15 protein-coding genes are annotated in these 12,368 nt (G+C 67.6%); 3 read left to right on the top strand and 12 right to left on the bottom strand.

Going from position 1 to position 12,368, the window contains the following annotated elements:
- Position 1: 1 nt before the first annotated feature.
- The 11 genes from ACIA49_RS36345 to ACIA49_RS36295 all read right to left on the bottom strand — a co-directional run bounded on the left by ACIA49_RS36345 (position 2) and on the right by ACIA49_RS36295 (position 8,300).
- Entirely contained in the window at positions 2 to 799 is a 798-nt protein-coding gene (locus ACIA49_RS36345) for a F0F1 ATP synthase subunit delta (protein ID WP_396382816.1), read from the bottom strand.
- Positions 799 to 1,374 (bottom strand): F0F1 ATP synthase subunit B, encoded by a 576-nt coding sequence (locus ACIA49_RS36340; RefSeq protein WP_396382815.1) that lies wholly within the window; start codon positions 1,372 to 1,374, stop codon positions 799 to 801. Before ACIA49_RS36340 ends, ACIA49_RS36345 begins: the two co-directional genes overlap by 1 nt.
- Before the next feature lie 29 nt (positions 1,375 to 1,403).
- A complete protein-coding gene (gene atpE, locus ACIA49_RS36335; RefSeq protein WP_355468159.1) occupies positions 1,404 to 1,640 on the bottom strand; it encodes an ATP synthase F0 subunit C in 237 nt (78 codons plus the stop codon).
- Positions 1,641 to 1,725: 85 nt separating this feature from the next.
- The gene (gene atpB, locus ACIA49_RS36330) at positions 1,726 to 2,508 is read right to left on the bottom strand and encodes a F0F1 ATP synthase subunit A (protein ID WP_396382814.1); all 783 of its coding nucleotides are present in this window, start codon (positions 2,506 to 2,508) and stop codon (positions 1,726 to 1,728) included.
- A gap of 118 nt (positions 2,509 to 2,626) precedes the next feature.
- Entirely contained in the window at positions 2,627 to 2,842 is a 216-nt protein-coding gene (locus ACIA49_RS36325; RefSeq protein ID WP_396382813.1) for a hypothetical protein, read from the bottom strand.
- Between the two features lie 90 nt (positions 2,843 to 2,932).
- Positions 2,933 to 3,397, bottom strand: coding sequence for a hypothetical protein (locus ACIA49_RS36320; protein WP_396382812.1), 465 nt, complete (start codon positions 3,395 to 3,397; stop codon positions 2,933 to 2,935).
- Between the two features lie 200 nt (positions 3,398 to 3,597).
- The gene (locus tag ACIA49_RS36315; protein WP_396382811.1) at positions 3,598 to 4,800 is read right to left on the bottom strand and encodes a hypothetical protein; all 1,203 of its coding nucleotides are present in this window, start codon (positions 4,798 to 4,800) and stop codon (positions 3,598 to 3,600) included.
- Positions 4,801 to 4,943: 143 nt separating this feature from the next.
- Positions 4,944 to 5,333, bottom strand: a complete 390-nt coding sequence (locus ACIA49_RS36310; protein ID WP_396382810.1) for a hypothetical protein — start codon at positions 5,331 to 5,333, stop codon at positions 4,944 to 4,946.
- A 160-nt stretch (positions 5,334 to 5,493) separates the two neighbouring features.
- Positions 5,494 to 5,868 (bottom strand): hypothetical protein, encoded by a 375-nt coding sequence (locus tag ACIA49_RS36305; protein ID WP_396382809.1) that lies wholly within the window; start codon positions 5,866 to 5,868, stop codon positions 5,494 to 5,496.
- A 108-nt stretch (positions 5,869 to 5,976) separates the two neighbouring features.
- Positions 5,977 to 7,098 (bottom strand): glycosyltransferase family 4 protein, encoded by a 1,122-nt coding sequence (locus tag ACIA49_RS36300; RefSeq protein ID WP_396382808.1) that lies wholly within the window; start codon positions 7,096 to 7,098, stop codon positions 5,977 to 5,979.
- Positions 7,098 to 8,300, bottom strand: a complete 1,203-nt coding sequence (locus ACIA49_RS36295) for an L-threonylcarbamoyladenylate synthase (protein ID WP_396382807.1) — start codon at positions 8,298 to 8,300, stop codon at positions 7,098 to 7,100. The genes ACIA49_RS36300 and ACIA49_RS36295 overlap by 1 nt, the downstream gene beginning before the upstream one ends.
- A gap of 119 nt (positions 8,301 to 8,419) precedes the next feature.
- Between ACIA49_RS36295 and ACIA49_RS36290 the strand changes: the two genes are divergently transcribed.
- The gene (locus tag ACIA49_RS36290) at positions 8,420 to 9,439 is read left to right on the top strand and encodes an adenosine deaminase (protein WP_396382806.1); all 1,020 of its coding nucleotides are present in this window, start codon (positions 8,420 to 8,422) and stop codon (positions 9,437 to 9,439) included.
- Here the strand turns inward: ACIA49_RS36290 and ACIA49_RS36285 are convergent.
- Positions 9,436 to 11,262, bottom strand: coding sequence for an RICIN domain-containing protein (locus ACIA49_RS36285; RefSeq protein WP_396382805.1), 1,827 nt, complete (start codon positions 11,260 to 11,262; stop codon positions 9,436 to 9,438). The two genes, ACIA49_RS36290 and ACIA49_RS36285, sit on opposite strands and share 4 nt — an antisense overlap.
- Positions 11,263 to 11,386: 124 nt before the next feature.
- On the opposite strand from ACIA49_RS36285, the gene ACIA49_RS36280 reads away from it, so the two are divergent.
- Entirely contained in the window at positions 11,387 to 12,148 is a 762-nt protein-coding gene (locus tag ACIA49_RS36280; protein WP_396382804.1) for an endonuclease/exonuclease/phosphatase family protein, read from the top strand.
- A gap of 76 nt (positions 12,149 to 12,224) precedes the next feature.
- Positions 12,225 to 12,362: a hypothetical protein gene (locus tag ACIA49_RS36275; RefSeq protein WP_396382803.1), complete on the top strand. Its 138-nt coding sequence runs from the start codon at positions 12,225 to 12,227 to the stop codon at positions 12,360 to 12,362.
- Positions 12,363 to 12,368: the final 6 nt, after the last annotated feature.

Genomic DNA, 12,368 nt, shown 5'->3' with positions numbered 1-12,368 from the left:
ATCAGCCCGCGATGCGCCGTTGCGCCTCGTCGAGCCTGGCCGCGATGGTTGCGTCGATCACTTCGTCACCGATGTCCACCCGCACGCCGCCGATCACCTTCGGGTCGACGATCACGTTCAGCTGGATGTCCCGGCCGTACTGGCGTCCGAGCGCCTGCGCCAGGCGCGTGCGCTCCGCCTCGGACAGGTCGGTGGCGACCCGGACCGTTGCGATGCTGGCGCTGCGCCGGGCCGCGGCCGCGACCTGGTAGGACCGCAGGGACGCGGCGAAGCTGCGTCCACGGCCGTCGACGGCCCGCTCGGCGAGCCGTACCGTGACCGGGTCGGCCTTGCCCCGCAGCAGTCCGGCCAGCAGCTCCTGCCGGGCGGCGACCGGGATGTTGCGGTCGCTGAGCTTGTCGCTCAGGCCCCGCTCGGCCACGACGATCCGCTCCAGCCGGAACAGCTCGTCCTCGACGTCGTCCAGCTTGCGGTTGCTGTCGGCGTAGGCCACCTCGGCCTCGACGCTCAGCTCGTCCAGCGCGTTGCCGAGGTCCCGGCCGCTGACCCAGCGACCGGCCACGGCGATGGTCAGGATCTCCTGCGCCTGGGCGGAGATCTTGCCGCCGAACAACTGCTGGACGAGCGACACCCGCTGGTCCTGCGAACGGGCGGGGTCGGTCAGCGCGCGGCGCAGTGCACCGGTGCCGTCCAGCAGCCGTGCCACCGAGAACAACTCGGCGCCCAGCCCCTCCGCGACCGCACCACTCGCCAGGGCCTCCTGGGCCTTGGCGAGCGACTGGTTCGATGCCCCGCGCATCAGCCGTCCGTTCCGACGGCCGCGCGCGCCGACTCCGATGCCTCGAGCTCGGACAGGAAGCGCTCGACGGTCCGGCGCTGCCGGGCCTCGTCCTCCAGCGACTCCCCGACGATGCGGCCGGCCAGCGTGGTCGCCATCGTCCCGACCTCGGTGCGCAACGAAGCGACCGCCTGCGTCCGCTCGGCGTCGATCTGGGTCCGCGCGTGCGTCACGATCCGCTCGGCCTCGACGTTCGCCTGCTCGCGCATCTCCGCGATGATCTGCGCACCCTGCTCACGCGCGTCCTCACGGATCTTCGCAGCCTCCGAGCGGGCCTCGGCCAGCTGCGCGTTGTACTTCTCCAAAGCCGCCTTCGCCTCGGCCTGGGCCTGCTTGGCCTCGTTCATCCCGCCTTCGATCGCCGCGGTCCGATCGGCGTACGCCTTCTCGAACTTCGGAACGACGACCTTGGCGAAGGCGATGGCCAGCAGGATCAGGAAGACGAAACCGAAGATGATCTCGGCGGTGTGCGGCATCAACGGGCTAGGGGTTTCCTCGCCCGCTGCTTCAGCCAGCGGTAGCACCAACGTCAACATGTCGTGATCCTGTCAGTCAGGGGTGTGGGTCAGGCCTTCTGGAACACGAACGCCAGGGCGATACCGATGATCGCGAGGACCTCGGTGACGCCGAAGCCGATCCACGCGATCGACTGCAGCTTGTTCTGAGCCTCCGGCTGACGCGCGGTGCCGTTGATGACGGCCGCGAAGATCAGGCCGACGCCGACGCCCGGGCCGATCGCCGCAAGGCCGTAACCGAGGACCGCGATGTTTCCGCCCATCTCAAGGGCCAGTCGAGAAACCATGGTTCCGGTGTTTCCTTTCAGTACGGATAGGGGCTATCCGGGTTTCCGTTTACTACGGGTCTGTGGGTGGTGCGGGTACTGCGGATCAGTGCTCGTCGGCGAGTGCGGTGCCGATGTACTGCGCGGTCAGGACCACGAAGATGTAGGCCTGGATGCACTGGACGAACAGCTCCAGCCCGGCGATCGCGAGGCCCATCAGGAAGGTGATGATGCCGACGCCGCCGAGGGCGATGCTGCCGGACTCGAACACCATGTACTCGCCGCCGAGGACGAACACGAGCAGCAGGATGTGACCGGCGAACATGTTGGCGAACAACCGCAGGCTCAGCGAGACCGGCCGGACCAGGATGTTCGAGATGAACTCGATCGGGATCATCAGCGGCATCAGCCAGCCGGGGACGCCGACGGGCATCGTCTGGTGCTTGAAGTAGCCCCAGAGGCCCTTCTTCTTGATGCCGACCGCGTTGTAGATGACCCAGCTCATGATCGCGGCCACGTACGCCCAGCCGATGTGGCTGAAGGTCGGGAACTGGAACAGCGGGATGCTGGCGGCAACGTTGTTCAGCAGGATGAAGAAGAACAGGCCGCACAGGTACGGCACGAACTTCATGTAGTCCTGGCTGCCGATCGCGTCGCGCGCGATCGAGTTGCGGACGAAGTTGTAGCCCAGCTCGCCGGCGAACTGCAGCTTGCTCGGCACCACCGCAGCCTTGCGGGACGCACCCCAGAAGAACCAGATGATGACGACAACGGTCAGCGCGGCCACCAGGACGGGCTTGGTGAACCAGTCCACGCCTTCGATGATCGGTGGGGTGTCGAAGCTCTGTGGACCGGGCGGGGTGAACTCGGTCGGAACGCCGGTGATCACCGGGTCTCCTCTCGCGTCGTGCTCAAGTCGGACGCCTTGTAGCAAAGGGCAGGGCGGCTCAGGGCATGGCGGTCAACAACGTCAGACCCGGTGCGGATCGGACCGTTCCCCGAAGGGATCAGGACCGCGACCCGAACCGGTAGTTCAACAGCAGGATGGTGAGCCCGGCACCGAGCACGATGCCCACCAGAACCAAGAACTGGGTGCCGAACAAGCGATCCAGCCCGAAGCCGATGCCCCCGTAGACCAGGACACCGCCGATCAAGTAGGACAGGACCCGCCAGCCGTCGCCCGAATTGCGGGGTGATGGCTTCGGATCCTTGTGCTCGCTCATTGGCACCCGAAAGGTACCAGCCCGCGACACGCCGGGTCACATCGGCACCCGCGACCTCTGTCACAACGCAGACATCGTTACTGGCAGTGGTCATGGGTTCACCTCGTTGTCGAGGTCGTAGATCGGCACCCGCAGCCGCGACCAGGCCCACATCTCGCCGGCCATCCAGCCCAGCACGACCACCATCGCGACGATGCCGAGCACGGTCAGATTCACGTGCTTGGCAAGGCTGTCCGAGCTGATCGCCAGGGCCAGCAGACCGCCGAAGATCGCGATCCGGCCGGTGTACGACGCCATCGCCATCGCCAGCTGCATCTGCGGTGAGGTGTGCCGGGAGAGGTGCAGCGCGAACAGCCCGAGACCGGAGAAGACGATGACCATCAGCAACCCGAGCAGCGCGCCCCACAGACCCTTGAGGCCGGCAGCGACGGCCGACACGGCGGCCGCGTTGAGACCGACAACGAGCGCCGCGACCAATGCGCCGCGCAGCATTGCCAGCGCCGGGTGCCGAGTGACTTGGCCGGCGACTTTCGGGGGGTGGGCCGAGGAAGCCATCTGGTGGTTCCGTCCTGCGGGCGACCTGGTCTCGCGGCCAGATCGTCGGGTGGGCGGGGTCAGGGGTGTCAAAGTTCTTTGCTGGTGCTTGTGAAAACTAGCACAAAGTCTGCACGGTCAGCAAAACGAGTCCCCTGCCGCTGTACAACCACACCTTATCGGTAGCCCACATACCCCAGTGGTCTGGTCCCCACCTGGACTCAGACAACGTCCTTCAGGGCCTCCATCGTCAGTCCACAACTGTCCAGCCGCCCGCTCAGTGCCCGCAACGCCGCCGTGGTCTCCACCGGATGCTTCCGCCAGCTCGCCAACCGGCCACTGAGCCCCGGATCCACCACGAAATCGCCCGCCGGCACCCCCGCCTGCTCCACGAACCAGAAGGCCACCAGCCGGTACGCCGGATCGGCCGGCCCGTCCTCAACCGGCGCACACCGGTCGATCCGAGCAATCGAAGCAGCCAACTGACCCGCCACATCCATCGTGTTCGAGCCTTTGCTGCTGGTGCCGACCGCCAACTGGATCGAGGTCGGTCCGTTCGCCACCACCTCACTCGCCAGCGTGAAGGGAAAGAGCTCAGCTCCGGCCGCAGCGGCTACCCGCTCGACCTGAGCGTGAACCTGCGGAAGATCAGGACCGTGCTCAGTCAGCAAGCAGACCTGGACACGTCCGTCCTGACAAACAACCCGTGGGGTCGCCACCACGACCGCCTGCACCGGGACGGCGAGCGCCGCAACCACCACACCGGCGAGTGCCCAGGCAACCGACGTACGGCGAGAGCGGTCTGCGCGCAGCCACACCAGCGCGGCCGCTCCGATCGCCACGGCGACCAGCAGTCGCACAACAGCGAGCCAGGGATTCCAGCCGGCTTGGCCGGACGGTTGTTCGGACATTCCGGCGAACGGCGGGATCCGGAGCCAGCGGGAATCGTCGCCGACCATCCGCACCGCGCCGATGACGACAACCCAGCCGAGCCCGGCCATCGCCAGGACCACAGCCGGCCGGAACGACAGGACCGCAACGGCAATCACCGTGGCGATCGCGACGACCCACACGGCCGGCCCGATCGCGAGAAGCACGGAAGGCGAGTCCCCCGCCGTACGGAGCGACCAGCTCAGCAGCGGGACGAGGCCTAGCAGCCATCCGCCCAGCGCGGCTGCCATCGCGGTTCGCACGACTCGCGCCGGCGAATCCCCCGCCACCTTTCGGCGCGCGACGTAGACAAGCACTGCAAGCGTTACCACGGGCAGCACGACGGTCAGCGTCGCAGCCATCAGCCGAGTCGTCTCGGCCCAGGTCGCGTAGCGCCAATCGAGCATCCTGCGGCCGGTGAGCACCGCGGTGGGCAGCGCGACAGCCAGCACCAGCAACGGAACACTCAGCCGGGACAAGCGAAATCGGGACATATCGATCCTTCGTCATTGGCGGCACCATGCAACGCGCCGAACCGCCGGACGGAATTGCAGGAGAATAGGCCGTACCACGCCCGGGAATTGGACAGGGGACAACTCCCGGACGCCGTACGGTGTCATTCAGAACAGCGCGTGCATCAGCACTCGTTGTTCTTGGCTCCCTGCGTCGTTCCGCCGCCACCGGAGGTGGCGGCCTTGCCGTAGAACTCGCCATGCCCACCGGCCTCGGAGCACGTGCTCTTCGCCGTTACCTCGAAGTTGACGCCGGTGGCACTGCTGTTCTTGATGAGCGGGTCGACACCCCAGTAGCTCCGGTACAGCTCGACACTCAGCCTGCGGGTGTCGGTACATCCACGCCGGCTACCACTGACCCAGACATAGCCGTTGACCTGGGAGTCCGGGGGTGCGACGTACTTCGCGCAGGCCTGCACGGAATCCGTGGCCGCAGAGGCCGCCACCGATACGCCTCCGACCGCCGCCGCGCCGATGGCTGTCGCCGCGATGGCCCGTACCAGTACTCGGTTCATGAAACTCACCTTTCGTTGGATGGGAACGAAATGATCGTTTCAAGAAAGCGCACGAACCGGACAGGTACAAACTCATACAAAGCGCACGATTGCCACAATGTGCAATGGCACCGAGAATTGCAGGAACAGGCAACTGATGCAGTATTGAATTGCTGCTAGGTCAGCATTCGAGCTGCTTTGGGCCCTGAATTGTCCGGGCGCCGGTCTTCAGTACGCCGTAGTATTCGCCAGGGCCGGCCTGTGCACAGCGGCCGCGGGCGGTCAGATCGAAATTGACGCCGGTCCTGGTCGCCGTTGCCACCGGACGATCGAGGACACCGCTCTTTCTGAGTTCGAGGGTCATTCGCACCGTGTCGGTGCACCCGCGCCGGGAACCGCTCACCCACACCTCAAGTGAGTTGGAGTCCGGCGGAGTCACCGAGAATCCACACGCCTGCGCCGAATCCGCCGTACCGAAGGCTGCCGCCGACACACCCCCGACCGCCGCCGCACCAAGCGCCGCCGCCGCGACCGCCCGTACCAGTACTCGCTTCATGAGTCTCACCTTTCCGTTGGAGGGAACGGCACGACCCTGTCAAGCGAACGCATGAACCAGACAGGTACAAACCCGTACAACGCGTGCGATTGCCACAACTGGCAGTGATCAGACCTTGGCGAGGGGCTTGGCGGCGCGGCGGCGGGGGAGGCCGGTGGTGAGGAGTACGGCGATGACGGCGATGGTGAGGACGATGAGGGCGGTCCACCAGGTGAGGACCAGGCCGAGGACTACTACGCCGAAGGCGATGAGGGTGGTCCAGAGGTACATGAGGAGGACGGCTCGGCGGTGGGAGTGGCCGCGTTGCATGAGGCGGTGGTGGAGGTGGAGCTTGTCGGCGGCGAAGGGTGAGCGGCCGGCTTTGGTACGGCGGACGTAGGCCATCGTGAGGTCGAGGGCGGGGATGGCGAGGACCGCTATCGGGAGGACCAGTGGGAGGAGTGCGGGGAGGAGGCTGGAGCCGCCGACCTCGTAGGGGACGGCGTACGGGTCCATCTGGCCGGTGAGGCTGATGGTCGATGCCGCCAGCATCAAACCGATCAGGAGGGCGCCGGAGTCACCCATGAAAACCCTTGCGGGGAAGAAGTTGTGCGGCAGGAAGCCGAGGCAGGCGCCGGCCAGGGCGACTGTGATCAGGGTCGAGGTGGTGGCGCGGTCGAGGTCCTGCTCGACGTTCAGCAGGTAGGAGTAGGTGAAGAACGCGAGCGCGCCGATCGCGGTGACGCCCGCGGCCAGGCCGTCGAGGCCGTCGACGAAGTTCACCGCGTTGCAGGAGACGAGCAGGATGCCCGCGGTCAGGACGGCGAGCAGGGCGGCCGACGGGGAGACGACGCCGCCCGGGAGCGGGAGCCAGTACAACTGGATGCCCTGGACAACCATCACGCCGACGGCGAGGACCTCGCCGGCGAGTTTGGTGATCGCGTCGAGTTCGTAGAGGTCGTCGATCACGCCGACGGCGCAGATGACCGCACCGCCGATCAGGATCGCGCGGCCGTCGTGCGCGACCTGCAGGCTGTCGCCGAGGAACGGGAGGCTGGAGGCGACCGCGAAGGCGGCGATCAGGCCGCCGAGGATGGAGACACCGCCGAAGTACGGGATCGGGACCTTGTGGACGTCACGGGCCCGGACCTTGGCCACCGCGCCGTACCGCAGCGCGATCTTCCGGGCCACGCCGGTCAGCAGGAAGGTCGTGGCCATCGCCACGAACAGGACCAGCAGGTACTCGCGCACTAGTCCGCAGGCCTCACATCAGGATCGGCAGGCTTCTTCTCGTCCTGCTTGGACGCCCCGGCCACCGTTTCGGTTGGCTTCTCGTCCCCAGCCGGTACGCCGAGCGCCTCGTCCGTGAGCCTCTCGTCCACGGCCGGTACGGCGGATGTGTCGACCGCCGGAGTCTCGTCAACCGGCTTCGCACCAGCAACCGCTCCGGTCGGCTTCCCGTCCGCTGGCTCCACCGGTCCCTCATTGGCGACAGGCTCGGCAGGCGTCCCCTCCCCCACCGGCGTCTCGTCCACAGCCGGTACGACGGGCGCCTCGTCCACCGGCTTCTCGTCCACGGCCGGTACGGCGGATGCTTCGACCGCCGGAGCCTCGTCCGCCGCCTCACCAGCAACCGCTCCGGTCGGCTTCCCGTCCGCTGGCTCCACCGGCGTGTCGTCGGAGGTGGCGGATGCGGTCGGGGTGTCGGTGGGGAGGGCAGAGTCCGTCGGCGTGGGGTCGGCCGGGTTGTCTGCGAGGTCGGTGGGCGCTCCCTCCCCCGTGGCGTCGACGGGCGCCTTGTCGGCGGGGGTGTCTTCGGCGGTGATTTCGGGGACTACTTCGCGGAGTTGGGCCAGGGAGAGGGCTCCTAGGCGGACTACGCGCGGGACGTCGGTGGTGATGTCGACGATGGTGGAGGGCTGGCCGCCGCTGACTTCGCCGCCGTCGAGGTAGACGGCGACCGAGTCGGCCAGCTGCTCCTCGGCGTCGTAGACGTCGAGGGCCGCGGGCTGGCCGCTCTTGTTGGCGGAGCTGACCGCCAGCGGGCCGGTGCGCGACAGCAGTTCGCGGGTGTTCTCGTGGTCCGGGACGCGGAGCGCGACGGTGCCCTGGGTCTCGCCCAGGTCCCACATCAGCGAGCCCTGCGCGTGGCAGATCACGGTCAGCGGGCCGGGCCAGAACTTCTCGCACAGCTTGCGGCCCGCGTCGGGGACGTCGGTGGCGAGCGCGTCCAGCGACTCGACCACCGAGATCAGCACCGGCGGCGGCATGTCGCGGCCGCGGCCCTTGGCGTCCAGCAGGCGCTGGACGGCGTCGGATTTGAAGGCGTCCGCGGCCAGGCCGTAGACGGTGTCGGTCGGCAGGACGACCAGGTCGCCGGCCTCGATGGCATCCACGGCCGCGCGGTACGCCGGGGCCAGTTCGTCACCCGTGAAATCGAAGCGCTCACTCACGCACCGAATCGTGCCACTCACGCACCTGTCCGCCTAAACCGGCCCACATCGCAGGCAAACCTGACAGCAAAATGTCAAGTTTCCAGCGAGCCCGGCCCAAACTCCCTAGGATCCCCGGCATGACTGTGACGCGTGAGTTCCTCGAAGGGCTGCCGAAGGCCGAACTGCATGTCCACCACGTCGGTTCCGCCTCGCCGCGGATCGTCGCCGAGCTCGCCGCCCGGCATCCCGGATCGCCGGTCCCGGCCGATGCGGCCGCGCTGGTCGGCTACTTCCGCTTCACCGACTTCGCGCACTTCATCGAGATCTACCTGTCCGTCGTGGACCTGATCACGACGCCGGAAGACGTCCGGCTGCTGACCTACGAGATCGCCCGTGAGATGGCCGGCCAGAACATCCGGTACTCCGAGCTCACCGTCACGCCGTACTCGTCGGTGAAGCGCGGGATGGCCGCCGAGGCGTTCTGCGAGGCGATCGAGGACGCCCGGACCGCGGCGGAGAAGGAGCTCGGCGTCACCCTGCGCTGGATCTTCGACATCCCCGGTGAGTCGGGGCTGCCGGCGGCCGAGGAGACGCTGCGGATCGCGACCAAGGTCCGGCCGGACGGGTTGATCGGCTTCGGCCTCGGTGGCCCGGAGATCGGCGTACCGCGGCCGCAGTTCAAGCCGTACTTCGACCAGGCCATCGCCGCCGGGCTGCACAGCCTGCCGCACGCGGGTGAGACGACCGGCCCGGAGACGATCTGGGACGCCCTGCGGGTACTGCGGGCCGAGCGGATCGGCCACGGTACGTCGGCCACCCAGGACCCGGCCCTGGTCGACTACCTGGGTGAGCACCGGATCCCGCTCGAGGTGAGCCCGACCTCCAACCTCGCCACGCAGGCGGTCGCGTCGTACGACGTGCACCCGATCAAGGCGATGGTCGAGGCCGGACTGGTCGTCACGATCAACTCCGACGACCCGCCGATGTTCGGCACCACCCTCACCAACGAGTACGCCGTCGCGGCGGACCTGCTCGGCTTGGACAGCGCAGGGGTCGGCGAGCTCGCCAAGACCGCCGTACAGGTGTCCTTCGCCGAGGACTCGGTGAAGGACACTCTGACGGCGGAGATCGACGCGTACGTCGCTTCGAACGGTTAGGCCGGGTCGAAGTACCAGCGCTGGCAGGCGCCGCCGTGGAACGGCCAGATGATCACGTCGGCGCCTGCTGCCGGGCTGCAGCCCGCAACGTCGAGTGACTTGCCGCTGCCGACGCCCAGGACCTGCCAGGCACCGTTGGAGAGCGCGCTGAGTCGCCACTGCTGACAGGTGTTGGCGGAGCTGGGTGCGAGCTGCACAGGCTTGGCATCCGTGGTCACACAGCCACTGACCTCGACCGCGTTGCCGGTGTTGCTGTCGATGATCTTGTAGATGTTGCCGTTGACTGCTGTGACCTGCCAGCGCTGGCAGGGGCTGCCGGCCACGCGGTCCCACATCCGGATGTCGGTACCGGTGCAGTTGATGACGTCCAGGTCCTTACCGAGCTCACTGCGGACGTGGTACGTGCCGTTGGGCAGGTTCACCGGCCTGAGCTGGAACTGCTGCGAGGCCGCACCGGTGAACGGCTGCTGCTCAAGCGCGGCCGGGTGCGGACCCGCGTCTGTCATGGCCAGACCGCTCAGTGTGTTGATGATGCTGTAGACGTCACCACCGAGTGGGTACAGCGTCCAGCGCATGCCGTCCTGGCCGTTGCACGAGTACTGCAGCACCTTCGTGCCCGGCGTCGTACCGCTGAAGGCACTGTCTGCACACTTGCCGCTGTTGACGTTCTGCAGCTGCCAGCCGGTCTCGTAGAGGAACCGCCACTGCTGGCTGGTCGCTCCGCTGCGCGGCCGGTGGCTCAGGTAGGCCAGGTTGTCCACGGAACCGTTCACGATGTCGATCGCCTCGCCAGTGGACGGGCTGACGAACTCGTAGGCCTGTCCGTGGCGTGGGCCGGGTCGCGGGTCCGGAGTGGCGCTCTTGATCAGCCAGTCGCTGTTGGCGAGGTTCCAGTGCGTGGCAAGGTAGCTGCCGGCCGGCGGGTTGGTGTTGAAGTAGTCGTCCTTGTTGCAGTCCAGCAGCCGGTCGTTGTCCTTGTCGGCACACACCACGCGGGTATCCGAGCCGTAACACATCAGGTCGTACTCGTCGTTGCAGTGCCCGTTGTAGTGCGGGGCAGACGACTGTACGGCGCCCAGGTTGTGGCCGAGCTCGTGGGCAGCCGCGTTGAAGCCCCAGCAGTTCGCTGACGCGTCCACGCGGGCGTAGCCGGTGTTGTTGTTGTTCGCGTTGTCCAGGCCCGGCCGGTCGTCGCCGTACAGGGTCCCGACGCCGCACACCTTCTGGGCGTCGGCGTACACCAGGTACTTGCGGGTGCTGTCCTTGTAGCCCAGGTTCTGCAGGGCGGTGACCATCGAGTCCCAGGTCTCGAGGCCACCGGTCGGTACGACGGCTTCCTTGACGTTGATCTGGCAGCCGCCCGACACCGCGTCGGTGACGAACCGCACGTGCCGGCTGGCGCCAGTCTGGAACGCACTGTCGTTGTAGGCCGCGTCGATCTCGTGAGACCACGCACGGAACGACGGCAGGAACAGCTGCAACCGGCTCGCCTGCTGCGACTCCCGTGCGTACAGGACCTGCACTCGCTTGCCAGCAACGCCGTTACCGTCACAGACGATCGCGTTGGCAGCCATAGTGGCGTCAGCAACCGCCTTGGGCAGCGGCTGCGCCTTCTCGCTCAGATCGGCGTTAGGCAGCACCTCAGGCCCGCGCGTGCACTGGTCGGTGCCGGACAGCACCAGCCGCTGCATCCCCGCACACAGCTCAGCCTCGGTCTTCGGTTTCGGACCAGGTGGCGCAGCCTGCGCCGGAGCCAACAGCGGCGTACTGATCGCCAACGCGACCGTCGCGGCCACAACCCCCAGTTTGGACAGGACGGACATCGGTGATTCGCTCCTCACTCACGCCCGGTCCGACTGCCGGCGGGCTACCGGCAGTGGGCGACGAACCGAACACGATCCCGCGCCATCCTGCGCCAAGACCCCGCCGAGAGCGAGACTTTCGACCGTGATCACAAGGCTGAGCCTCGCCAACGTCGCCGGCGGCCGCTTCGTGGACGCCACCGGCCGGTACGTCGACGCCGACCGCACCGCCGACTTCGCGCGGACGCTGGCCGCCCAACGCCCCGATGTGGTCGTCATCACCGAACTGGACCCCGACGGCGACCAACTGGACCGCCTCACCCCCGAACTCCCCTACCGCCTCAAGCACGCCTTCTCCCCCGCCCACATCCCCGGCGTACGACGGCTGGGCGTCGGCATCGCGTCGGCGTACCCGCTGACCGACCTCGGCCGGATCGACCTCCCGAACCCACCGTTCCCCTTCCTGCACTGGAAGACCGGCGAGCTGCTGGAACCGCATCCGAAGGGGTTCCTCGCCGTCCGCACCGGTGGGCTCGACCTCGTCGGCGGCCAGCTCTGCCCGGTCCACATGGCGCGGGACGAGGCAGGCACGCCGTACAGCTACACCGAGGGCGCCGGGCTGGAGTTCGGGCGCGCGACGGCGGCGTACCTCAAGCAGGAGCTCGACAAGCGCGGCGTACGGCGTCTCGTGCTCGGCGGTGATCTCAACATGCGGAACCCGGGTGAGCTGCTCGCTCCGCTCGGGCTGGTCGACACGTTCCCGGATCCGCCGCCGGCGACCACGCCCGACGGGCGGTCGATCGACCGCATCTTCGCCGGTTCCGACGTACCGGTCACCACCGTCGAGGTCTCCGCCCTGCGTGGCGCGGATCACTTTCCGGTGTCGTGCTGGATCGAGGAGGTTTAGCGCGAACAACGAGGGGTTACATGCCTCTGCGGGTGCAAGACAGTCGCCCACCGCCCCAGTGCGAAAGCAGTGTGTGATGACCAGTGGTTTGTACGACGCCGTCGACCGGTTCCGGGCTTTCTGGATGGTGAAGGGATCTCGCGCCGAGCTGGTGCTCGCGGGGGTCCTGCTGGTACTCGCAGCAGCGGCGTTCGGATCGAACGCCCTGATCTAGCCAACG

Origin of the sequence: Kribbella sp. NPDC051587, from assembly GCF_044453945.1 — a bacterium.
Lineage (GTDB): Bacteria > Actinomycetota > Actinomycetes > Propionibacteriales > Kribbellaceae > Kribbella.
This window is presented reverse-complemented; position numbering and strand designations above follow the sequence as displayed.

Coding starts and splice junctions, on each gene's coding strand:
- ACIA49_RS36310 (WP_396382810.1), bottom strand. CDS start 5,333: ATGAACCGAGTACTGGTACGGGCCATCGCGGCGACAGCCATCGGCGCG.
- ACIA49_RS36275 (WP_396382803.1), top strand. CDS start 12,225: ATGACCAGTGGTTTGTACGACGCCGTCGACCGGTTCCGGGCTTTCTGG.
- ACIA49_RS36285 (WP_396382805.1), bottom strand. CDS start 11,262: ATGTCCGTCCTGTCCAAACTGGGGGTTGTGGCCGCGACGGTCGCGTTG.
- atpE (WP_355468159.1), bottom strand. CDS start 1,640: ATGGTTTCTCGACTGGCCCTTGAGATGGGCGGAAACATCGCGGTCCTC.
- ACIA49_RS36320 (WP_396382812.1), bottom strand. CDS start 3,397: ATGGCTTCCTCGGCCCACCCCCCGAAAGTCGCCGGCCAAGTCACTCGG.
- ACIA49_RS36340 (WP_396382815.1), bottom strand. CDS start 1,374: ATGTTGACGTTGGTGCTACCGCTGGCTGAAGCAGCGGGCGAGGAAACC.
- ACIA49_RS36345 (WP_396382816.1), bottom strand. CDS start 799: ATGCGCGGGGCATCGAACCAGTCGCTCGCCAAGGCCCAGGAGGCCCTG.
- ACIA49_RS36305 (WP_396382809.1), bottom strand. CDS start 5,868: ATGAAGCGAGTACTGGTACGGGCGGTCGCGGCGGCGGCGCTTGGTGCG.
- ACIA49_RS36325 (WP_396382813.1), bottom strand. CDS start 2,842: ATGAGCGAGCACAAGGATCCGAAGCCATCACCCCGCAATTCGGGCGAC.
- ACIA49_RS36315 (WP_396382811.1), bottom strand. CDS start 4,800: ATGTCCCGATTTCGCTTGTCCCGGCTGAGTGTTCCGTTGCTGGTGCTG.
- ACIA49_RS36290 (WP_396382806.1), top strand. CDS start 8,420: ATGACTGTGACGCGTGAGTTCCTCGAAGGGCTGCCGAAGGCCGAACTG.